Annotated in this window: 23 protein-coding genes; 15 read left to right on the top strand and 8 right to left on the bottom strand. The window is 37.5% G+C overall.

What is annotated here, in order from left to right:
* Positions 1 to 4: 4 nt before the first annotated feature.
* The 8 genes from H0486_RS09925 to H0486_RS09890 all read right to left on the bottom strand — a co-directional run bounded on the left by H0486_RS09925 (position 5) and on the right by H0486_RS09890 (position 8,130).
* Positions 5 to 1,399 carry a V-type ATP synthase subunit B gene (locus tag H0486_RS09925; protein WP_228352858.1) on the bottom strand — a complete coding sequence of 465 codons (1,395 nt, stop codon included), beginning with the start codon at positions 1,397 to 1,399 and terminating at the stop codon, positions 5 to 7.
* 22 nt (positions 1,400 to 1,421) lie between these two features.
* Entirely contained in the window at positions 1,422 to 3,188 is a 1,767-nt protein-coding gene (locus H0486_RS09920) for a V-type ATP synthase subunit A (RefSeq protein ID WP_228352857.1), read from the bottom strand.
* Between the two features lie 26 nt (positions 3,189 to 3,214).
* Positions 3,215 to 3,781, bottom strand: coding sequence for a V-type ATP synthase subunit E (locus H0486_RS09915; protein ID WP_228352856.1), 567 nt, complete (start codon positions 3,779 to 3,781; stop codon positions 3,215 to 3,217).
* A gap of 43 nt (positions 3,782 to 3,824) precedes the next feature.
* Positions 3,825 to 4,133: a V-type ATP synthase subunit F gene (locus H0486_RS09910; RefSeq protein WP_228352855.1), complete on the bottom strand. Its 309-nt coding sequence runs from the start codon at positions 4,131 to 4,133 to the stop codon at positions 3,825 to 3,827.
* Between the two features lie 91 nt (positions 4,134 to 4,224).
* Positions 4,225 to 4,644 carry an ATP synthase subunit C gene (locus tag H0486_RS09905; protein ID WP_228352854.1) on the bottom strand — a complete coding sequence of 140 codons (420 nt, stop codon included), beginning with the start codon at positions 4,642 to 4,644 and terminating at the stop codon, positions 4,225 to 4,227.
* Between the two features lie 54 nt (positions 4,645 to 4,698).
* Positions 4,699 to 6,600 (bottom strand): V-type ATP synthase subunit I, encoded by a 1,902-nt coding sequence (locus H0486_RS09900; protein WP_228352853.1) that lies wholly within the window; start codon positions 6,598 to 6,600, stop codon positions 4,699 to 4,701.
* 57 nt (positions 6,601 to 6,657) lie between these two features.
* Positions 6,658 to 7,695, bottom strand: a complete 1,038-nt coding sequence (locus tag H0486_RS09895; RefSeq protein ID WP_228352852.1) for a V-type ATPase subunit — start codon at positions 7,693 to 7,695, stop codon at positions 6,658 to 6,660.
* 123 nt (positions 7,696 to 7,818) lie between these two features.
* Complete coding sequence (locus H0486_RS09890) at positions 7,819 to 8,130, bottom strand: hypothetical protein (RefSeq protein ID WP_228352851.1); 312 nt, start codon at positions 8,128 to 8,130, stop codon at positions 7,819 to 7,821.
* A gap of 448 nt (positions 8,131 to 8,578) precedes the next feature.
* On the opposite strand from H0486_RS09890, the gene H0486_RS09885 reads away from it, so the two are divergent.
* The 15 genes from H0486_RS09885 to H0486_RS09815 all read left to right on the top strand — a co-directional run bounded on the left by H0486_RS09885 (position 8,579) and on the right by H0486_RS09815 (position 23,848).
* Positions 8,579 to 9,589: a LacI family DNA-binding transcriptional regulator gene (locus H0486_RS09885; RefSeq protein ID WP_228352850.1), complete on the top strand. Its 1,011-nt coding sequence runs from the start codon at positions 8,579 to 8,581 to the stop codon at positions 9,587 to 9,589.
* Between the two features lie 511 nt (positions 9,590 to 10,100).
* Complete coding sequence (locus H0486_RS09880) at positions 10,101 to 10,418, top strand: hypothetical protein (RefSeq protein WP_228352849.1); 318 nt, start codon at positions 10,101 to 10,103, stop codon at positions 10,416 to 10,418.
* Positions 10,419 to 10,471: 53 nt separating this feature from the next.
* Complete coding sequence (locus H0486_RS09875) at positions 10,472 to 12,484, top strand: V-type ATP synthase subunit I (protein WP_228352848.1); 2,013 nt, start codon at positions 10,472 to 10,474, stop codon at positions 12,482 to 12,484.
* Positions 12,485 to 12,491: 7 nt separating this feature from the next.
* Positions 12,492 to 12,974: a V-type ATP synthase subunit K gene (locus H0486_RS09870; RefSeq protein ID WP_228354407.1), complete on the top strand. Its 483-nt coding sequence runs from the start codon at positions 12,492 to 12,494 to the stop codon at positions 12,972 to 12,974.
* A gap of 52 nt (positions 12,975 to 13,026) precedes the next feature.
* On the top strand, positions 13,027 to 13,623 hold the full coding sequence (locus H0486_RS09865; protein ID WP_228352847.1) for a V-type ATP synthase subunit E: 597 nt from the start codon (positions 13,027 to 13,029) through the stop codon (positions 13,621 to 13,623).
* Positions 13,624 to 13,647: 24 nt separating this feature from the next.
* Positions 13,648 to 14,616 (top strand): V-type ATPase subunit, encoded by a 969-nt coding sequence (locus H0486_RS09860; RefSeq protein WP_228352846.1) that lies wholly within the window; start codon positions 13,648 to 13,650, stop codon positions 14,614 to 14,616.
* The gene (locus H0486_RS09855; RefSeq protein WP_228352845.1) at positions 14,609 to 14,932 is read left to right on the top strand and encodes a V-type ATP synthase subunit F; all 324 of its coding nucleotides are present in this window, start codon (positions 14,609 to 14,611) and stop codon (positions 14,930 to 14,932) included. Before H0486_RS09860 ends, H0486_RS09855 begins: the two co-directional genes overlap by 8 nt.
* A gap of 62 nt (positions 14,933 to 14,994) precedes the next feature.
* On the top strand, positions 14,995 to 16,758 hold the full coding sequence (locus H0486_RS09850; protein ID WP_228352844.1) for a V-type ATP synthase subunit A: 1,764 nt from the start codon (positions 14,995 to 14,997) through the stop codon (positions 16,756 to 16,758).
* Positions 16,758 to 18,131: a V-type ATP synthase subunit B gene (locus H0486_RS09845; protein ID WP_228352843.1), complete on the top strand. Its 1,374-nt coding sequence runs from the start codon at positions 16,758 to 16,760 to the stop codon at positions 18,129 to 18,131. Before H0486_RS09850 ends, H0486_RS09845 begins: the two co-directional genes overlap by 1 nt.
* A gap of 14 nt (positions 18,132 to 18,145) precedes the next feature.
* Positions 18,146 to 18,808 carry a V-type ATP synthase subunit D gene (locus H0486_RS09840; RefSeq protein WP_228352842.1) on the top strand — a complete coding sequence of 221 codons (663 nt, stop codon included), beginning with the start codon at positions 18,146 to 18,148 and terminating at the stop codon, positions 18,806 to 18,808.
* A 588-nt stretch (positions 18,809 to 19,396) separates the two neighbouring features.
* Positions 19,397 to 20,110, top strand: a complete 714-nt coding sequence (locus H0486_RS09835; RefSeq protein WP_228352841.1) for a Crp/Fnr family transcriptional regulator — start codon at positions 19,397 to 19,399, stop codon at positions 20,108 to 20,110.
* Positions 20,111 to 20,225: 115 nt separating this feature from the next.
* A complete protein-coding gene (ric, locus tag H0486_RS09830) occupies positions 20,226 to 20,912 on the top strand; it encodes an iron-sulfur cluster repair di-iron protein (protein ID WP_228352840.1) in 687 nt (228 codons plus the stop codon).
* A 252-nt stretch (positions 20,913 to 21,164) separates the two neighbouring features.
* Positions 21,165 to 21,761 (top strand): rubrerythrin, encoded by a 597-nt coding sequence (gene rbr, locus H0486_RS09825; RefSeq protein ID WP_228352839.1) that lies wholly within the window; start codon positions 21,165 to 21,167, stop codon positions 21,759 to 21,761.
* Positions 21,762 to 21,853: 92 nt separating this feature from the next.
* Positions 21,854 to 22,489 carry a sensor histidine kinase gene (locus H0486_RS09820; protein ID WP_323163565.1) on the top strand — a complete coding sequence of 212 codons (636 nt, stop codon included), beginning with the start codon at positions 21,854 to 21,856 and terminating at the stop codon, positions 22,487 to 22,489.
* A gap of 303 nt (positions 22,490 to 22,792) precedes the next feature.
* Entirely contained in the window at positions 22,793 to 23,848 is a 1,056-nt protein-coding gene (locus H0486_RS09815; protein ID WP_228352837.1) for an NAD(P)H-dependent flavin oxidoreductase, read from the top strand.
* The last annotated feature ends 5 nt before the right edge of the window (positions 23,849 to 23,853 follow it).

Below are 23,853 nucleotides of genomic sequence, written 5' to 3'. Positions count from 1 at the left end.
ACCTCTATTCGACTACGGCATCATTTCTGGATTTATAGTATTTATCCAAAATCTTTGTATCAATACGATCAAGCTCTTCTCTTGGAAGAAGGGATAATAGTTGCCAGCCCATATCTAAGGTTTGTATAATCGTACGATCTTCAGAATTTCCTTGTGCAATAAAGCTTTGTTCCATTTCGATACCAAATTTCAGGTATAATTTATCCAGTGGTGATAATTCATCTTCACCGATAACACTTGCCAATGCTCTGGCATCGCCTACGCGTGCATAGGATGAGAAGAGCTGATTAGCCAGATCCTGATGATCCTCACGGGTATACCCTTTACCAATACCGTCCTTCATCAGACGGGAGAGAGAAGGAAGAATACTGATTGGAGGATAAATTGCTTTTTGATGAAGAGCACGATCAAGTACGATTTGCCCTTCTGTGATATATCCAGTCAGATCAGGAATTGGATGTGTGATATCATCATTCGGCATCGTCAGAATAGGTATCTGAGTAACTGAACCTTTACTATTGTGAACAATTCCTGCTCGTTCATAAATGGTTGCTAATTCGCTGTATAAATAACCCGGATATCCTTTTCTACTCGGAATTTCTCCTTTAGAAGAGGATACCTCTCGCATAGCTTCCGCAAAGGATGTCATATCGGTCAGTATAACCAGAATATGCATTCCCTTCTCAAACGCAAGATACTCAGCAGCGGTTAAGGCTACCTTTGGAGTAATTAAACGTTCAACCACTGGATCGTTTGCTAAGTTTAAATACATTACAACGTGGGAGCTTGCGCCGCTTTCCTCAAAGGTCCTGCGGAAAAAGTCGGCCACGTCATGCTTTACACCCATTGCCGCAAATACAATTGCAAATTCCTCGTTTGAATCTTCGCCAAGAGATGCTTGCTTAACAATCTGGGCTGCAAGCTGGTCATGTGGAAGACCATTACCAGAAAAGATAGGAAGCTTCTGTCCACGAATTAATGTGGTTAGACAATCAATGGAAGAGATACCAGTTTTAATATAATTTCGTGGATATTCTCTTGTACATGGATTCAGCGGTAATCCGTTAATATCCCGTTTTGTCTCAGCAATGATGTTACCCAGTCCGTCAATGGGCTGACCGACACCGTTGAATACTCTACCTAATATATCAGTAGATAGAGCAACCTCCATAGGATGGCCAGTTAGCTTAGTATGGGTATTGAATAATGACATATCCTCCGTACCTTGAAACACCTGGATGATTGCTTTATCCTCGTATAGTTCAACAATTCGTCCAATTTTTTTCTTCTTGCCGTCCACAGTTAACTCAACAATTTCATCAAACGAAGCGTCTCGAACACCCTCAAGAACAATCAGAGGGCCGTTTATTTCGCTTAATCCTAAATACTCTATAGACATAATTACCTCCATTCCTGCACGATCAGGCGTTCTTAGACATGATGTCATTGTAGAAATCATCTATCATTACTTTATAATCATCAAATTTATCCAGCTCATCATTGGATACATCATATTTAATCGATATTACTTTATCAAATACAGGGCTTTCTTTCAGTAAGGACATTGGCATATTACGGTCAATCAGAAGTCGGGATTTTTGATAGAGATATAAAATTGTCTGCATTATTTTTAACTGTTTTGCCATCGGAACATAGGTGTCAGAAGGGTGATAAGCATTTTGCTGAACAAATCCGAGACGAATTACACGAGCAATTTCTAAAACCAGCTTCTGATCATCGGGCAGAACATCACTACCAATGAGCTTTACTATTTCATTTAACTGATTTTCCTGAGTCAAAATACTTAAAATCTGATTTCTGCATTCTACGAAATCTTCGCCAACATTTTTCGTATACCAAGGTGCTAAATCTGTCAGATATTCACTATAGCTGTTCAGCCAATGAATAGCGGGGAAATGTCTGGCATAAGCCAGGGATTTATCTAATGCCCAGAAGCAACGAACGAAACGCTTCGTATTCTGTGTTACAGGTTCTGAAAAGTCACCACCCTGGGGAGATACAGCACCGATAATGGATACACTGCCTTCCGTCCAGTTCAAGTTCTGCATGAAACCGGCTCTTTCATAAAATGCAGACAAACGAGAGGCAAGATATGCTGGGAAACCTTCTTCTGCAGGCATTTCCTCCAAACGACCGGAAAGCTCTCTTAGAGCCTCAGCCCATCTGGAAGTAGAGTCTGCCATGATAGCTACATGATAACCCATATCACGATAATACTCAGCCAAAGTAATACCGGTATAAATACTTGCTTCACGAGCAGCAACCGGCATGTTAGAGGTATTAGCTATTAATGTGGTACGGTCAAGAAGGGGATTGCCAGTTTTAGGATCCACCAGCTTTGAGAAATCCTCCAGAACCTCTGTCATCTCGTTACCTCGTTCTCCACATCCAATATATACGATGATGTCGGCATCGCACCATTTTGCAAGCTGATGTTGCGTCATTGTCTTACCGGTACCAAAACCACCCGGAATCGCAGCCGTTCCACCCTTGGATATAGGGAAGAGGGTATCAATGATTCTTTGTCCAGTAATAAGGGGGCGGTCGGAGGGAAAACGCTTGGCTGTCGGTCTTGGAACACGAATAGGCCATTTTTGTGTTAATGTTAACTCGATTTCCTTACCTGAGTTGTCAACGATAGTTACAATCGGATCGGAAATAGTATATTTTCCATCTGGAGCAACCTTAGTTACTTTACCCATGATATCTGGCGGTACCATGGATTTATGAAGAATTGCTCTTGTTTCAGGAACCTCTGCAATAATAGTGCCTCCATAAACCTTATCACCAGGTTGTACTGTAATATGCACATCCCATAGTTTCTTTGTATCAAGTGCTTCGACACTGACACCTCTTGAGATAAATGCACCTGATTGCTTTGAAATTTCCTGTAAAGGACGTTCAATACCATCAAATATATTACTTATGATACCGGGAGCCAGTGTTACAGAAATAGCAGCACCGGTTGAGATAACTTCATCGCCCGGCTTCAGTCCGGTCGTTTCTTCGTATACCTGAATGGTGGTCTTTCCGGTAGTTAATCCAATGACCTCGCCAACTAATTTGTCCTTGCCGACTAACACCATTTCACCCATTTTGAAGGCTCGATTTTCACCAACGTATACGATCGGACCATTAATTCCATATATTTTACCTGTTATATTCATAAGGATTAACTCTCCCTTTCATCGTCTTAAAGAGTAAAGGAACTCTCAGCTTCTGTCAATTTTGTCATAAATGAATTATCAATCAGAATACTGCGGGAAGGAATAACAGCACGAATACCGCCGATAAAGTCACGATCACTTACCGTAAGAGTAGCACCAGTTCTTTCTTCTAAATAGGGTATCTTCTGTGCATCGGTCGGATTAATATATATTGTTATGTCATCTCCCTGAGCGAAGCTTTTAGCTTTTGTAATCTGAGCACATAATAACTCATCATAATCTGAGGTTTTCATATATTCATCCAATTTCTTTCTCACATCAGTGAAGATACGTTCAGAAACTTCAGCTGTTTTTTCAAGAACTTTGCGTCTGATTTCCATTGATTCAGCAGATAATTTACGGTTCCTTTCCCTTATAATGTTCTCTGAAGCAATACGATAATTCGCTTCCGCTTTTCGTAACGCGGCCTCTTTTCGCTCTTCAAAATTCTTTTGAAGTGTCTTTTTATATTCTTCCACGATTTCAATATTCTGTTTTGTTGCACTTTCGATTACTGAATCGTAAAAATGGTTTAATTTTTCATCAAGAGTCATAAAATACCTTGCCTTTCTGATAAAAATGATACAGCAAATGGAATTACAGCTTTAATCCGATGGCTTCATTCACATAGGCAGTAATAAAATCCGGTTTTCTCCCGGTACCATGTCTGTCCGGTATTTCAACGATAAGCGGAATTCTTCTGTTCAGTTTTACATCATTAATTATTTCAGGAAACTCATTACTGAGTTTTTCTGTAATTAGAATTATTCCTATTGTATTATCGGAAAGTACTTTATCTAATTCGTCTTTTAACTCCGGTTTTGTATGAACGACAACACCATTTACGCCGGAAAGCTTCATTCCGGTATAGGTATCAACATTGTCACTTATCAAATACATTCGCATAACAAACCCTGCCTTTCTTTAAAGCCTGCAGACTGGATACATAAAATCGTAGAATTTCATGTGTAACGATAAATAACATAAGATAAATATATTATCCTAAAATCATGAAGGATACGATCAATCCATATAAAGCAATACCTTCTGCAAGAGCAACAAAGATTAAAGATTTACCCATGATGGAAGAGTCTTCACTAATTGCACCAAGCGCAGCAGAAGCAGCAGAAGCAACGGCAATACCACCACCAATACAGGATAAACCAGTAGAAAGAGCAGCAGCAATATACTTCCAGTTATCTGTCGCAGTAGCTACCGCTTCTTCGGCTTCAGCAGCAGATACTTTGCCTGAGAACATTAATACATTGGCAATAACCAAGATACCAAAAAACATAAATACATTAAAACCAATAGCAGCTTTTAAGCCACCCTTAGTTTTTTTACTGTAAAGAAATGTACCAAAGGGGATGATGATGCTTAATAATAATGCAATAATGATAATAATTTTTGTTGCCATAGTTAATTCCTCCTAAAATGTAATTAATTTAATAATAATGATAGTAAACAGGGATTAATTTCCCTTATATGGTTTAAATTCTTTTCCTGTTCCGTGATAAAAACGGCTGAACATTTCGTAATACTCAAGACGAAGAACCTGTATACCAACGATAAGTCCTTCCATTGCGGATACAATAATATTTCCCAATATAAGTACAATGATATTAGGAGAACCGTTATCTGCACCGGCAAGAAGCATTACTACAGCCATCATACCTGCATGGCTTAAAGCAAAAGCACCAACACGAAGGAATGAGATGGTATTTGTAACATAACTGAGTAATACTTCAAACATTTCAAATACAGTTTCCATTATGAACATAGCCTTATGTTCAGGGAATATCCGTGTTTTTTTCTCTACGATATGAGTCAATGGCTCTTTAAAGAAGATAAGTAATAAGGGTAATCCTAAAAATATAGCCATGATAATAGCACCAGGAAGAGGATATCCGGTAAATATTAATACAATGCTTCCAATTAATGAAGCATAGAATAAGAGTCCGGCCACGCCATTCGTATCAAAGAAAACACGACCCCAATCCTTAGCCTTTATACCATTGATAATATTAATGATCATCGCAGTAATGATTAAAAATACACCAAAGCCTACAGCAGTAAATAATACGGTCATAACATTATCTCTTGGTGACAACCATATAGGAGTTATAATTTCTTCGAAACCAAAAATGCTACCATACATAAAACCAAATACGGTTGAAAAAATACCGGCCAGTGAAATGATTGCAGCAATATTCATCTTTTTAAATTTATAAAGAAGGGCACCGCCAATGACCAGACATAATCCCTGACCAACATCACCAAACATGATACCAAAAATAATAGAGTAGGTGATAGCGACAAAGCTGGTAGGATCAATTTCATTGTACGCTGGTAAACCATACATTTTAATAAACATTTCAAAGGGCTTAAATAAACGAAAATTCTTTAATTTCGTCGGCGGCTTTTTCTCTTCATCTGCCGTTTCTTCATCACATAGACAATAAACTAATGGATCCTCTTTGGCTTCCTTTAATAAGCTATAAGAGTCTTTTTCTGTTATCCATCCGCAAATGATATAAAACACATCGTTTTTGCCCTTATCCCTGGTACACGCGGCCATTTTACGAACATCAAAATTCTTTGATAGAACCGTTAGGGTATGATGAGCAAGAAGTAAATCATGGCTCATTTCACCCAGGCGATTTTTGATAGAAGAATAGATAGAATTTAATTCGTTGTTAATTTCACCGATTTTTGCTGTGATTGTAAGATAAGATTCATCGGGAGTACCTTCATATGCATCAGGCAGTTTAATTCGTTCAAAATGTAAGGATGCATAGATGGCATCGATTTTATCGGAATCAACGGCTGGTACGAAGTATATTCCCCATACAAAATCCTTATCACGTTCACACTCATAAAAAACGGTATTTAAATTATCATATACGTATTTTGCAAAACGAGTATAAAACTCGTGTGGTACTTTTCCAAAACGGAATTTAATAAATTTGAAATTCATCATTTGATGAATATCAAACTCGAAATGACGAAAATGTTCAATCTGAATTAATAGATCATTTAAGGTTTGCCTATGGGCTTTTAACTCCTTCTTCTTGTCATTCAGGTCGGATAGCATGGAAGATGCGTTGTTTATAACATCCATTGCTTTCTCTGGAGACATTAATTCATTTGCTGTGAACTCAATAGGATCGAGCTTTTTGATTAAGTCTTCCGATCTGCTTAAGTAATCCTTATAAGGATTATTCTCGACAAAAGGCTTTAAATTATAGGATGTACTTAATTCGGTCAATGCATTTTCCAGATGTATATTGTATTTCGTTAAATATTTATTTACGACACGATCAAAGTCGTATTTCGGTCCTGTAATACTCAGAAACCTCATCTTTTCAATCATGACTACCTCCATCTGCCTGTTAACAGGCAATGATATATTTGCTTACAATCCGAATCTTTAATATAGAATGTAATCTTGCTTTTTTTTATCATCCAGTCCATAACGAATACATTCTAATACGGTTATCAGCCGCTTGATTTCCGTGTCTTTACGAAATAAGTAATAGGTTACAACAGACATGGAAGCGGGATATCGGCTTACGTTTTGTTGATATATCCGATCAAGTACTCTGGTATATTCCTGCTCCATCGTACCTGCTCTTAAATGGGGAATGAAACTTTTGTATTTGGTTGTATTTAATAAATTAAAGAATTCCTCTAAACTTAGTGAACCTACAAGTCGAGAAAGCTGCGCCATCGTTAATCTGTAATTGACTGGTATTAAATAAGTAAAAATATCTGCAGGATTAATGTCATAATTTCGTTTCGAACGATAGATCCACATAATATTAAGCATATCAATTTCGGTCCCCATACGTTCGGTAAATGCTTTCAAACTATCACCCTTGAGCAACTTATCCTTCAACTTCCATGACTTTGAAAAATAATAAACATCAAGTGCCATTTCATAATCAAAGGAGGATAAACCGGTTTTGTTACTTAATTTCATTAACATGGAATAGTATTGCGTACCCTTTAGATTTTGTACGTATTCTTCTCTGTTATGAGAAGATGAGAGACGAGTAACATTAATCTCAGAATGTTTACTGAAAAACGGATGAAAAATGGATAAGTCATATGCCGTTTCATTATTATGAATAAGTCTGATGCAAGCTTTAAGAATATTCACTTCATATCGAAAGAAGACTAAATCAAGATCTTTTCTTTGATTATCATTAGCAAAACGGTAAATCTTCGTATAGTCCCAATAGAGTCCGTTTATAAATATACGTTCTGCTTCACTACGATGAATTTCGTGTTCATCGTATTTTTGCAAGATATCTTGATATCCAGGATGCTTCTTTAAATACGAAATCAAATCAGGTACAGACTCTAGATTTGACATCTTTTGAAAGTCCTGTGAGCTAATCAGCTTCGGATGCATAGCTTTGACTTTTGTATTAATCCCACTGTAGGATAGTGTTGAATCCATCATATCCTCCTTCCTACACTATTTTATCTTTGATATTTGTAAAGAAAGCGTTATATATAAAAGAAGTGTTACTTCTAATTATAATAAGAAATATTTCTTCAATATAATAAAGTTATTTGAATTTCATTAAAACTGTATAATACTTTGAAATAATTTATCCACTAATTCATCATGATCCTTAATATAATGAGCCTCTAACTCCTTAAGTTGTTTGCTGCTATTCTCAATCAAATGTTTTTTTTCAGCCTCCAGCTCTTTTTCAGCCTGAGAATTAAGCCTATCAATTTTTTTGGCATTCTCATCCATTATTTCAGCTTCCATTTTGGCAATCGCTTTTTCATTTTCTTCAAATAATTGATCTTTCTCAATATTTGCGTGTTCAATTATTTGATTCGCTTTTTTCTCAATATCAAATAATACGCTAATTACCTTCTCCATAGATTACCTCCTAACCATCGAAAATAACATAGGATTATAATACTCTCTTTTTTTTTATTTGCAATAGTGAATATGTACAATTTGCAATAAAAATATAAAAAATAATTTATGGATAATGATTATAAATATCTGTGTTTAAAACGATTAAGACTGTTTTTTCTGGAATATAGTAAAAAATACTTGCATTAATATACGAAAAGGTTTAAGATATACATAGTAATTTGTTAACAGTCTAAGAAATATAAGCATGATATAGGTTCTATTCAATATTTCTTGTAGTTATAAATGTTGTAATATGCTACAATTTATAAATGAACCAATATATATTTTGTGAAGATTGTATAATAATCTTGTGATCTAAAACGTTTAAGTGCATTTTATTCAATTCATGACGATAAAAGTTCGCTAAGTGCGTTCTATCGTATTAAAAGGAACAAGGAGTAGTACTGTGGTATCAATTAAAGATATTTCAATAAAATGTGGAGTATCGATTGCAACTGTCAGCAAAGCACTGAACAATCACAGTGATATTGCGGAGGCGACAAAAGAGAACATAAAAAAAGTGGCTAAGGAAATGGGATATTTTCCGAATTCCTATGCAAGGGCTTTGAAAACAAATCGCTCATATAATTTAGGAGTCTTATTTGTAGATGATACTCAAAGCGGTTTAACGCATGATTATTTTTCCCATGTGTTGGACAGCTTTAAGGTAGAAGCGGAACGAAGCGGATATGACATAACATTTATTAGCAAGCATACCGGACATAAGAATATGTCCTATTATGAACATAGCAAGTATCGCGGTGTTGACGGTGTAGTTATCGCTTGTATTGATTTTTCTGATCCTGGAGTTGAGGAGCTTATTCAAGGAGAGCTTCCTGTAGTAACAATCGATCATATATATAATAGCAGAACCTCCATTATTTCTGATAATGTGAAAGGTATGAAAGATCTGATTACTTATGTGTATGAAATGGGACACAGAAAGATAGCTTATATTCATGGAGCGGACTCATCGGTTACCCGTAATCGCGTCGGAAGCTTTTATAAAACTCTCGGAGAACTTGGAATAGAAGTTCCTGATGAATATGTGATAAGTGGTATCTATCATGATCCAGATTCAACAGCAAAGCTTACAAAAGAGTTATTGAAATTAAAGGAAAGACCTACTTGTATTATTTTCCCTGATGATTTTTCCTGTATAGGAGGAATCAATGCGATAAAAGAGCATGGACTTCGAATACCGGAAGATATCTCTATCGTAGGGTATGATGGAATTCTATTATCTCAGGTATTAGATCCGAAGCTTACTACTTTACAGCAGGATACAAAATCTTTAGGACGATGTGCCGCGCAGAAATTGATTGCTTTGATTGAAAATCCGAAAGCATCCATTATCGAGCGAGTAGTAATTGAAGGAAAGGTTTTGCCAGGGAAAACTGTTAAAAAACTGAATTGAAGCGGCTTACCTGTTTCAATCAGTTGAACTACTATCTGTGAGCATTAGGTTTTCATATGGTTTTAATTCAGGGGAGGTTTTAAAACCAGAGTTATGTTAACAGATAAAATATGGTAAGTGTTTGAAGATGACGGGGAGTCTTTTTCATACAATACAATTTAATACAGTATTGATACAAGTAGAGATTTTCAATAATTACATTAGGTGATGACTGCTTCGGTATTCATCACCTAATATTTTTTTGTATAAAAATCCTTTAAATGTCTTATACAATAAAAGATATCCAGTCAAGATGTATATAATTTAGTAAATTAGTATATATAAATAGATAAAACAACAAATATAAAAAGTATATAAAACTAATATTACTATGAAAAGAGTGCAAACAATATAGTGAATTTGACGAAAAATTGTGTAATATTTTCTGATTTGTTGTTGAACTATAATTAATTTTGCGTTATAATCTACTTGTTATATTTTTTACCATTTCAATACTTCTGGAGGTGAGTGAATGGCAAGCGAGACAGTACAAGCTGTTCGGCAGGCAGAACTAAAGGCTGCCCAGACGGAAAAGGAGGCTGTTCAAAAGAAAGAAAAAATACTTTCAGAGGCTCAACAGAATGCGAAGGAACTAATATCTTCCATGACCAAAGATGCCCTTGAAAAAGCAGAAAAAGAGCTGGCTGCTACCAATCAGCAAGGAGAAAAGCTGATAGAAGCAGCAATAGCAAAAGCACAAAATGAAGTTATAATCATGAAGGAAATGGTTAAGAGTAAGGAGGACGCTGCAAAAAGGCTTGTTCTATCCTGTGTTATTTATGACAAGTAATTTAATGAAATTAAGAAATACGGTCAGATAATAACAAGGGAGGTGGATGAGCCATGGCTATGCTGCAAATGCAGCGCGTTTTTATTTATGCATTAAAAAAGAACAGAAAGCAAATTTTAGAAAAGTTACAGCGCCGGGGTGTTATTGAAATCAATGATATGCTTTCGGAAGATAATGTATTTCAAAAATCCGATGTTTCGAATGCAATATCAAAATTTGAGCGGAATATTTCTCTAGTGAATGAAGCACTTGAAATATTGCAACGATATGCTCCGGAGAAAAAGCCTATGTTAGCAATGCTTCAAGGCAGAAAAGATGTAAGTGTAAAGGAATATGATTCCTTTCGGGATAAATATGATACCGTCTTACGGATCGCTAATTACATCATTTCATGCAATAGGGAAATAGCAGAAAACAAAGCGGAAGTTCTGAAACTGGAAACACAGATAGAGATGCTAAAGCCCTGGACTGATTTTGATATTCCGCTAGGATTTACCGGTACAAGGAGTACGAGTGGCTTTATCGGTACTTTCCCTCAGGAATGGTCACTAGATGAAATCTATGAAAAGCTTGCAATGTATATGCCTTTTCATGTGGAAATAATCAGTTCTTCGAAAAATCAAACCTGTATATTTCTATTATGTAGAAAAGAAAATGCTGAAGCTATCTATGAAGCTTTAAGAAATATGGAGTTTTCACATCCTGGTATTACTTCGAAACAGGCACCAGCCCAGATGCTGGAGGAGTTATCTCAAAAGATTGATGATGCCAAAGCTGCTATTGATGAAGCACAAAAGAAGATACAGGAGTGCGAAACGAATAGGGAGGATCTTCAATTCTTACTGGACTATGAGAAGATGAGGCAGGATAAATACGAAATCATTGGTCATTTGTTACAGTCGAGCAATGTATTTGTTTTATCTGGATATATACCACAAAAAGAAGCTGCTGAATTAGAAAAGGAACTCACAGAACAGTTTGATATTGCAGTGGAATTTGATAATCCTTCGGAAGATGATGATGTTCCCGTATTGTTACAAAACAACGGATTTGCAGCACCATTAGAGGGTGTCGTAGAGGGATTTAGCCTCCCGGCAAAGGGAGAAATTGATCCCACTATGGTAATGGCTTTATTCTATTATGTATTATTCGGTATTATGCTAGCAGACTTTGGATATGGTGCTCTTATCGTAATTGCATGCGGATTAGGACTTGTAAAATTCGGTAAATCCATGGAACCATCCATGAGGAATAATCTGAAAATGTTCTTATTCTGCGGAATATCAACGATGTTCTGGGGTGCTATGTTTGGAAGTTATTTTGGAGATCTCATTGATGTAATTGCTACTACCTACTTTGGTGCTACAAAAACCCCGATTATTGCACCGTTATGGTTTTTCCCGGTAAATAAACCGATGCAGATGTTAACCTTTTCCATGGCTTTTGGACTAGTTCATCTGCTAACAGGTTTAGCAATGAAGACCTATCAATTAATATTACAAAAGGATTATATCGCCATTCTTTATGATACGGTTTCCTGGTTTGCATTAATTGTTAGTTCAACTCTTTTATTGCTTAATATGGATATGATTACGGGTATCTTAGGGATTAGTGTATCAATACCTTCAGTAGTTGCAAAAGCATCTGGAATAATTGCAATATTATCTTCCGTAATTATTGTATTGACCAATGGTCGTGAATCAAAAAATCCATTTAAACGATTTTTAAAAGGGGCTTATGCTCTATATGGTATAACAGGGTATTTAAGTGATGTCCTTTCTTATTCACGTTTACTGGCACTCGGATTAGCATCCGGTGTTATCTGCTCTGTCGTGAATAAAATGGCAGGAATGGCAGGAAAGGGTGTTATTGGACCTATCATTTTTATAGTGATTATATTGGTGGGACATATTCTGAATTTTGCAATTAATATACTTGGAGCATATGTACACACGAACCGTTTGCAATATGTAGAATTCTTCGGAAAGTTTTATGAGGGTGGAGGACGTTCCTTTAATCCTTTTAATATGAAAACAAAATACTATAAAATTAAGGAGAAGATGTAACATGAATATGAATGATTTTGGTATTGTATTTGCATTATTAGGAGCAGCTGCATCAGCATTAGTAGCAGGAGCAGGTTCGGCAAAAGGAGTAGGTATGGCAGGTGAAGCAGGAGCGGGTGTTGTAACCGAAGATCCGTCCAAATTCGGTAAGGTATTAATTCTTCAGCTATTACCAGGTACACAGGGTATCTACGGACTTCTGATTGCATTCATTACTCTATCTCAAATAGGTGTATTAGGCGGTTCTGGTGATATTAGCTTAGCAAAAGGCTTATTATATTTTATTGCATGTCTTCCTATGGCAATCGTAGGTTATTCCTCTGCAATTCGTCAGGCAAGAGCATCTGTTGCAAGTATGGGAATATTAGCAAAGAAACCGGAAGCATTCGGTAAAGCAATGATTTTCCCTGCGATGGTTGAGACCTATGCGATTTTAGCTCTTCTTATTTCAATGTTGGCAGTGAACGGTGTATCCGGTATCAATATTTAACTGCTATTCATTCTATTTATTTGCTGCCATAGGCAGCGAGATGGAGGAACTTATGACTGGACTAGATAAGATATTGAAGGCAATCGAAGCAGAAGCCGAAGCAAAAGCAGATAAAGTAATATCTGAGGCAAATAAGGAAGCAGAAGAAATACTATCTGCAGCTAAAGCTGAGGCAGAAAAAAGATGTAAAGAGATTGCCGAGAAATCCGAGGCGGATAAGAAAGCGATTCTAAGCCGTGCGGAATCTGCAGCTGCACTTCAGGAGAAGAAGATACTCCTGGATGTAAAACAGCAGATTATAAGCAATATCATCGATAATGCCAGAATGTCACTGGCCAATTTGCCGGATTCCGAACTAATCGAAATTGTTCTTCAGATGGTGAAGAGATATGCACATAATAAAGAAGGACAGATCGTTTTTTCTGCATCTGATAAAAACCGTATACCAAAGGATTTTAATAATAGCCTAAAAGCTGTTTTAGAAGATAGACCTGGTGCGGTGCTTACTGTATCGGATGAGACAGCTTCCATTGATGGCGGTTTTCTTTTAGTCTATGGTGATGTGGAAGAAAATTGTTCCTTTGATGCATTATTCAATGCGTATAAAGAAACCCTTCAGGATCAGGTTAACGCATTGCTGTTTGATTAGAATTAACGGAGAAAGGGTGATGACATGGCTGATAATCAATACCTGTATGCAGTCGCCCGGATTCGTTCCAAAGAGATATCTCTTTTAAACAAATCCGATATTGAACAACTAATGAACTGCAAGAGTGAGAAGGAATGTCTGAATTTATTGAAAGGAAAAGGCTGGGGTGCATCTGGTGAAGAGAATGCAGAACAGATGTTAAGCATAGAACGTGAAAAAACCTGGGATATTATAGGTGAATTAGTGGAAGACTTATCTGTTTTTGACACATTTTTGTATAGCAATGACTTTCACAACCTAAAAGCCGCTATAAAACAGGTCTATACTAATTCAAATTTTACAGATATTTATATCTCACAGGGAACCATTGATGTAAAGATTATTCTTAATGCAGTGAAGGAACATAATTTTTCTTTACTACCGGAACATATGCGTTCCTGTGCCGAAGAAGCATATCAGGTTCAAATGCATACTGGAGATAGCCAATTATGTGATGTGATTATAGATCGGACTGCTCTTGAGACGATACTTCGCAAGGGTAAGGAGACGAATAATGAATTACTCGCTGAATACGCAGAGTTAAAAGTTGCTGTCGCCAATATCAATATCGCTATCCGAAGCGTGAAAACGGGTAAAGATACTGGATTTATGGATAGAGCGATCGCAGAATGTGATAGTCTAAATAAAAAGGAACTTATCACTGCAGCACAGGAAGGAATTGAAGCCGTTTATCAGTATCTTTCCAATACTGTATATGCAGAAGCAGTTTCTGCTCTTAAAGAGTCACCCTCTGCTTTTGAACGCTGGTGTGATAATGTAATCATCCGGCACATTATACCGCAAAAATATAACCCATTTTCGATTTCACCTCTTGCAGCCTACATTCTGGCAAGAGAAAATGAAATTAAAGTGGTACGAATATTGCTTTCGGGTAAGAGAAATGAGATTGCTGATAGCTCTATCCGGGAAAGATTGAGGGAAATGTATGTATAAAGTAGCTGTACTTGGTGATCGTGACAGTATATATGGATATGCAGCATTAGGACTGGATACATATCCGGTTTCCGAGCATGAGGAAGCAGCTAAGACGTTAAAAACATTAGCAGAAGGACAATATGCTGTCATCTATATAACAGAAAGCTTGCAGGCTGAGCTTGAGACGGAAATTGATCGATATGTTTCTGAATATTTACCGGCGATTATTCCGATACCCGGTGTATCTGGAAATACCGGAAAAGGTATGAGAAATGTCAAGAAATCAGTCGAGCGTGCAGTTGGCTCGGATATCATATTTAATAATGAGAATTAAAAAGCAGATGATAGGAGTGAGTTTTTCATCATCCGCTTTTCAAGATGCAAATGGAGGTTAATATGAGTAAAGGCACGATAAAAAAAGTTGCCGGACCACTCGTTGTTGCCGAAGGAATGCGCGATGCAAATATGTTCGACGTAGTTCGTGTTAGTGAGCAGCGATTGATCGGTGAAATAATTGAAATTCATGGTGACCAGGCTTCCATTCAGGTTTATGAGGAAACCTCCGGTCTGGGTCCAGGAGAACCGGTAGAATCAACGGGAGCTCCCTTAAGTGTAGAACTGGGTCCAGGTCTGATTGGTGGTATTTTTGACGGAATCGCTCGTCCTTTGGTTGAGATCATGGAAGCAACCGGTACCAACCTGAAGAGAGGTATTGAAATTCCTTCTTTGAACCGAGAGAAGAAATGGCATTTCGTTCCTACGGTTGAGGCTGGTACAATGGTAGAGGCCGGTGATATCATTGGAACCGTTTTGGAGACAGAAATTGTTACTCAAAAAATCATGATACCTTATGGAATTCAAGGTAAAATAGTAAGTATTAATGAAGGAGATTATACAGTAACCGATACGGTTGCAGTATTAGAAAAAGCAGATGGTTCCACTGAGAATTTAACATTAATGCAAAAATGGCCGGTTCGTATTGGCAGACCATATAAGCAGAAGCTTTCTCCGGATAAACCATTGGTAACAGGACAGCGTGTCATTGACACCCTGTTTCCTATTGCAAAGGGCGGCGTAGCGGCAGTACCCGGACCCTTCGGAAGTGGAAAAACAGTAGTTCAACATCAGCTTGCTAAATGGGCTGAGGCTGATATCGTTGTATATATCGGTTGTGGAGAGCGTGGTAACGAAATGACGGACGTTCTGAATGAATTTCCAGAATTGAAGGATCCTAAAACTGGTAAGTCCTTGATGGAACGTACGGTATTAATCGCAAATACCTCTGACATGCCCGTTGCGGCTCGTGAGGCTTCCATATATGTAGGTATTACCATAGCTGAATATTTCCGTGATATGGGATATTCGGTTGCATTAATGGCGGACTCAACCTCCCGTTGGGCAGAAGCACTTCGTGAGATGTCCGGACGTCTTGAAGAAATGCCCGGTGAAGAAGGTTATCCAGCGTATCTGGCAAGCCGCCTGGCTCAATTCTATGAAAGAGCAGGTCGTGTTATATCACTTGGAAAAGATGGAAGAGAGGGAGCTCTGTCTGCAATTGGTGCGGTTTCACCACCCGGTGGTGATATATCGGAACCAGTATCCCAGGCGACACTTCGTATCGTAAAAGTATTCTGGAGTCTGGATGCAAATCTGGCATATAGAAGACATTTCCCGGCAATTAACTGGTTAACCAGTTATTCGCTTTATAACCTTGGTAAATGGTTTAATACCAATGTGGATGAAAAATGGATGGATTTGCGGGCACGGATTATGAAAATGTTAAATGATGAAGCAGAACTCGATGAAATTGTAAAGCTGGTTGGTATGGATGCTCTTTCTGCTCCTGATCGTCTAAAATTGGAAGCAGCCAGATCCATTCGAGAGGACTTTTTACATCAGGATGCTTTTCATGAGGTGGATACCTATACAGACTTGAGCAAGCAATTACTTATGATGGAATTGGTATTACATTATTATGACATATCATTAGAAGCCTTAGGAAAAGGTGCTTCCATTGAGGATTTGGTGAAGCTTGAGGTCCGTGAAAGCATTGGTCGATTTAAATATGTTGCCCTCGATAAGATAAAAGCAGAATATGATAATATTCTTATGAGACTACAAAAAGAAGTAGATAATCTATTACAAAAGGAGGAAGCCTAATGCCAAAGGAATATAGAACCATTCAAGAGGTAGCAGGTCCTCTTATGTTAGTAAAGGGTGTAGAAAATGTCGCTTTTGACGAATTGGCCGAGATAGAGTTGGCTAACGGTGATAAACGTCGCTGTAGAGTATTGGAGATTGATGGTGGCAATGCCCTGGTACAGTTATTTGAAAGCTCTACCGGTATCAATCTTGCCAGTAGTAAGGTTCGCTTTTTAGGACGCAGCATGGAACTTGGAGTATCGGAGGATATGTTAAGCCGAGTTTTTGATGGCCTTGGACGTCCAATTGATAATGGTCCGGAGATATTACCGGAAAAGCGTATGGATATTGCAGGACTTCCTATGAATCCAGCAGCAAGAAACTATCCTCAGGAATTTATTCAGACGGGTGTATCTGCAATCGATGGATTAAATACACTGGTTCGTGGTCAGAAGCTACCTATTTTCTCCGCGAGTGGTTTGCCCCATGCTGAGCTGGCGGCTCAGATAGCAAAACAAGCAAAGGTACGTGGAACCTCAGAGCCCTTTGCCGTAGTATTTGCTGCTATGGGTATTACGTTTGAGGAAGCAAATTTCTTTACAGAAAGCTTCCGTGAAACCGGTGCAATCGATCGTACTGTTATGTTCATAAACCTGGCGAATGACCCGGCAGTTGAACGTATCTCAACACCTCGTATGGCACTGACGGCTGCAGAATACCTTGCATTTGAGAAGGATATGCATGTACTTGTTATTCTTACCGACATTACGAACTATGCGGATTCCCTTCGTGAGATATCGGCGGCTCGTAAGGAAGTTCCCGGTCGTCGTGGTTATCCGGGTTATATGTATACGGACCTTGCTTCTCTCTATGAGAGAGCTGGAAGAAAGAAAGGAAAAGCCGGAAGTATTACGATGATCCCGATTTTAACCATGCCTGAGGATGATAAGACCCATCCGATTCCGGACTTGACCGGATACATCACCGAGGGTCAGATTATCTTAAGCCGCGAGTTACATCGTCAAAATATTCAGCCTCCGATTGATGTATTACCATCACTTTCCCGTCTGAAGGATAAGGGAATTGGAGAAGGTAAGACCAGAAGCGATCATGCAAATACCATGAACCAGATATTTGCTGCTTATGCAAGAGGTAAGGAAGCAAAGGAATTAATGGTCGTGCTTGGTGAAGCTGCATTAACAGATATTGATAAGCTATATGCACAGTTCTCAGATGCATTTGAAAAGGAATATGTATCCCAAGGCTATCATACCAACCGTGATATCGAAGAAACCTTAAATCTCGGATGGAAGCTGTTATCCATTCTACCCAGAACAGAACTTAAGAGAATTAAGGACGAGTTCCTGGATCAATATTACGGCAAATTGTAAGGGGGTGCTAGGCTTTGGCAAAGGCACATGTAAATCCGACTCGAATGGAATTAACAAGGCTTAAACGGAAGCTTGCAACAGCTACCCGCGGACATAAACTATTGAAGGATAAGCGTGACGAACTGATGCGACAATTCCTTGAATTGGTTCGTGAGAATAAGACACTTCGTGAAAAAGTGGAAAAAGGGATTCAGGCTGCGAACATGAATTTTGTATTAGCCAGATCTGCAATGCCGGATGAAATTCTGAATGTTGCATTAATGGCGCCCAGACAAGAGGTATATCTGGAAGCTGATAAGAAAAATGTTATGAGTGTTGAAATCCCAAAGTTTGAATATCGGACCAAGACACCGGATGAGAATGATATTTATCCGTATGGTTTTGCATTTACCTCTAGTGATTTGGATGATGCAGTAAAATCTCTTCAGGATATTTTACCGGATATGCTTCGGTTGGCTGAGATCGAAAAGTCCTGTCAGCTTATGGCGGCGGAGATTGAGAAGACCAGACGTCGTGTAAATGCACTAGAACATGTAATGATTCCGGAAATGCAGGAAAATATCAAGTTTATCATAATGAAGCTGGATGAAAACGAACGCAGTACTCAAATTCGCCTCATGAAGGTAAAGGATATGATGCTGGAACAGGCGCATCATTACAGCGAACGATATTCCTGATTATGTACAGTAATAGATTAGGCTCTGAACAGGTATTGTACAGTAATAGATTAGGCTCTAATTAAGTTATTATACAGTAATAGGTTTGGCTCATATGTAACTATGTTTTTCGAATGAAAGACATTCATGCGAAATGTTCGTACCATTAAGACATATAATGCTTATGTCTTTCTGGTACGAAGCATTTCACTGAATGTCTGGCATGACGAAAAACATATTGTTACATATGAGCCCTTTCTATTACTGGGATAAAGATAAAAAGAGCCTAATCTAATACTGGGATAAAAGAGAAATGGGGCTCAATCTAATACTGGGATAGAAGAGAAGGAGGGCTCAATCTAATACTGGGATAAAGAGAAAGATAGCGCAATCAATTACTGGGATTGAGCATGATGGCGTATGAAGATCTACATTTAGTATTTTATCGATTAAATGTCAAATATATTTTCGTTTATTGTGGAAATCTTGAAATCGTTTATGGTATATTATTGTTAGTCGTAATGAATATATAATTATTCAGATGTATAAGGTAATCTGGTTATACGATCTATTTGGATATAGTTCTATTTTGAAATATGGAGGCAGAAGATGAAGGAGAATTGTAATTGTAGTCATTGTAGTAATGAATTGTGTATCAGAAAGGTTCCTATTTTTTCGTCTTTAAATCATGATGAAGTCGGTAAGATTGCTGAATTGATTATTCACAGGGACTTTCTGAAGGGTGAGATGCTACTGCATGATGGTGAAAAGTCGGAATCCATTGTAATAATGCATGAAGGAAGTGCGAAAGCGTTTAAATATACCCCTGATGGAAGGGAACAGATTTTATATGTATTTTCTGAGGGGGATTTTTTTGGAGAACAGAATTTATTAAGTAATCGCTTGGCGACTTATTCTGTTGAAGCACTTACACCAGTTAAAACCTGTATTCTTTCAAAGAACCAATTTTATCAATTGCTATATCAGCATCCGGATATTGCAGTGAAAATCATAGCTGAGCTTGGCGAGCGTATGATTAGACTGGAAAATGCGGTTCAAGGAATGGGGGTTCGTAATGTAGACAATCGTGTTGGAGGACTTTTGCTTGAATTTGCGGCAAAGTATGGATCAGAAAGCAAAGAAGGCACTGTTATTCAACTTCCGTTAAGTAGAGAGGGAATGGCGAATTATTTAGGTGTTGCAAGAGAAACGGTAAGCCGTAAGCTTAGCCAATTAGAGAATGAAGGCATAATACGTTCTATGAATAATAAATCAATTGTAATACTAGATTCAGAGGCTTTAACTGAGATTGCAGGAATTTGATTACAATCACAGAAAATAACAACTCCATATTTTATACTATCCACAGAAACCAAGAAAACAAGGCAAGAATGATGAAGCCATTGCCTAATAGTGAATAAGATATGGAGGAGATAGTATGATTAATGTTATGGACAAAACTTTATCAATAGGTGAAGTAGTAGCTGAGTTACCAAATGCGAACAGAGTGTTCGCAGAGTATGGGATTGACTTTTGTTGCGGTGGGCACAGAAAATTATATGATGTAATTCAGGAGCAGAAGCTAGATGAGACCAACATTTACGAAGCACTGAAAAATGTTCAGGAAGAAAGAATTAATAGTTATCAAGGAGAGAATTTCGGTGATATGAGTGCAACCGCATTAACAGATTACATTGAAGACACTCATCACAGCTATACAAGAAAAGCGCTTCCTGAGATTGCAGAACTGTTAAATACTATAGCCAGAGTTCATGGAAAAAACCATGAAGAATTATTTGAGGTATATCGCCTGTTCGGAATGTTAAAATCCGATTTAGAGCAGCATTTAATCAAAGAAGAAACGATTCTTTTCCCTGACTTTGAGAATGAAGAAGTAAATAAAGCAGAAATACAGCGGGTGTCTGATGAAATAATCCAGGAGCATGAGGCGGCCGGTGAAATACTGACGAAGCTACGCACGATTACCAATCAATTTCGTGCACCGGAGGATGGATGCGGAACATATCGTTTAGTATATCAGCTGTTGGAAGAACTTGAAACTGATCTGCACCAGCATATTCATCTGGAGAATAATATTCTTCTTAAGGAATATGATAAAAGATAATAATTAATTATCATGTCCTTATTATAATCAGAAGTTATAATATCAAATGGCATTTCCTTTGAATTTACTGGTAAGACAGAAGTTCATTTGGAAATGCTATTTTTATTTTATGATCCATTAAGTGTATTTATATTAAATATAAATCCTGTTAGAAATACTGATTTATTAATTACTTGGAAATGTTTTCATTTATTAATAATATTAATGGGTTGTGGTAATACTTTTTATGAAAACATTTAGGAGGTCTAGATAATGGCAGTCGATTTCAAGAATAGTCAAACGAAGGATAACTTGATGAGGGCCTTTGCCGGAGAAAGTCAGGCGAGAAACCGATACACATTTGCAGCTTCTCAGGCAAAAAAGGAACATCATCATGTTATAGAAGCAGTATTTAGATTTACTGCAGATCAGGAAAAAGAACATGCAGAGATTTTTTATAATCACTTAAAGGAACTAGCAGGCGAAACAATTCATGTGGATGGTGGTTATCCTGTAGATATTCATGATGACATAGCCAAATTACTCCGTTCAGCACAACACAATGAATATGAGGAATATGATCCGGTATATAAAAGCTTTGGTGATATAGCGAAGGAAGAAGGCTTTCCCAAGGTTGCAGCTTCCTTTCATATGATTGCAGCAATTGAAAAAACACATGGTGATCGGTTTGCTAAATTTGCCCAACTACTCGAAGAAAATAAATTATATGTATCCGATGTGGAAGAAGGATGGATATGCCTTAATTGCGGACATGTACACTGGGGAAAGCAGGCACCAAAGGAATGTCCGGTATGCCATCATGACCAAGGATATTTTATCCGTCTGACATTAGCGCCATATTGTGAGTAATATATTGAACTTTGGTTGGGGTATCGGTTGAATAGAACAATTCTCATTTATATCGATACCTCGTAATATTATAATACTCTAATGGTGTTAAAATAACTCCGCTGACATCAATGAAAGGGTATATTGAATTACTGATTGATTGCAAAAGTGATCTCGAACGTGAACGATATATAAAGATTATTGAATCACGCATTGACTCCTTACAGGAATTGGTAGAACAGTTATTTACCTATGTGAAGCTGCAAAATAAATCTTATCAATTAGTATTTGAAGAGTGCAATATTAATAAAATACTGTATGACACAATCTTTTCTTTCTATGACGATTTTAAAAATCGAAATATTGAACCAACGATATCTATTCCGGATGAGTGCTGCACGATATGGGCAAATGAGGTGGGTATCCGGAGAATCCTGCAAAATGTAATAAAAAATACGCTTGACCATGGGAGAGAAATGGTCATTATAGAAATGAAGAACAGTGAAGAAAAAGTAGAAGTAACGATAAAGAATAAATATAATAACATTGATAATATAGATACTGAGAAAATCTTCGACCGCTTTTATAAGGCAGATGCCTCAAGGGCGTATCAATCTACAGGATTGGGATTATCGATAGCTTATGAATTAATAAAATGTATGAATGGGACAATCATGTCATTGATTGAAGATGATTTTTTTGTTATAACAATGGAATTTAATACGGGACAGAAGTACTTCCAAAACTAAAAACTATTAGAAAACTTTTCATTTTACGATTAATGTATCGTGACTCATACGATTTCTTATCAGTCTTACACTATGGTAAGTATATTTTCTATAGGAAGGTTCCAATATATCTAGTGTTATTGCTTGAATTATGTGGTAATCGATACTACATAAAATAGAAAAATATACTACAATATATTGACAACAAAGACGTGATTAAGCTATAATACATATAACCGGTGAAAGCACCGGTTTATCTATAATAAATAGTTTGATAGTCAAAGTAAATTGAAATATGACGTGGTCAGGTCAGGAGTGTACTGTATGAAAATGAAGCCATTAGTGATTGGTGATTTAATAGCCAGAATACCAATTATTCAAGGAGGTATGGGAGTAGGTGTAAGCCGGTACAGATTAGCAGGTGCTGTTGCAAAGGAGGGTGGAATTGGGATTATATCCACCGCGCAGATTGGATATGACGAACCGGATTTTCATAAGCATCAGATTGAAAGTAATCTGGAAGCAATTAAGAAGCATCTGAAGCTTGCTAAGGAAATTGCACTGGGTGGCATAGTAGGTGTAAATATTATGGTTGCAACCAAGCAATATGAACGCTATGTAAAAGCAGCCTGTGAAGGTGGAGCTGATGTTATCATATCCGGTGCAGGACTACCGGTGTCACTACCAGAGATGGTAAAAGGCTTCAAGACAAAGATTGCACCCATCGTATCCAGTATAAAGGCTGCATCAGTGATACTAAAGATGTGGGATCGAAAATATAAAACTACAGCAGATTTTATTGTAGTAGAAGGTCCTCGGGCAGGAGGTCATCTGGGATTTTCCAAGGAACAGCTTGATAAAATAGAAGAACTTAATTACGATGAGGAGATAAAAGGTGTCATTGAGTGTAAGAAAGAATTTGAAGCAAAATATAATAAAAAAATACCTGTCGTAATAGCAGGAGGCATCTTCGATCAGCAGGATATTAAACACGCAATAGAGTTGGGAGCGGACGGAGTACAAATTGCTACAAGATTTGTGGTCACAGAAGAATGTGATGCCAGTCAGGAATATAAGAATGCATATATCAATGCAAAAAAAGAGGATATTAAAATCGTCATCAGTCCGGTAGGTATGCCGGGAAGAGCAATCATGAATCCATTTTTAAAGATAGTGGATAATGGAAGAATTGCGGTGACAAAATGCTTTAATTGCCTCGAGCACTGTGATCCGAAAACTACACCATACTGTATCACTTCTGCACTCATTAACGCCGTAGAAGGTAAGATAAATGAAGGATTAATCTTCTGCGGTGATAATGTACACCGATTAACAAAGATGACGACAGTAAAAGAAATATTTGAAGAATTAACCACTTGATACGA

The sequence above is a fragment of the Variimorphobacter saccharofermentans genome (assembly GCF_014174405.1).
Lineage (GTDB): Bacteria > Bacillota > Clostridia > Lachnospirales > Lachnospiraceae > Mobilitalea > Mobilitalea saccharofermentans.
Note: the sequence above shows the minus strand (reverse complement) of the source record. Positions and strands in the feature narration are given on the sequence as shown.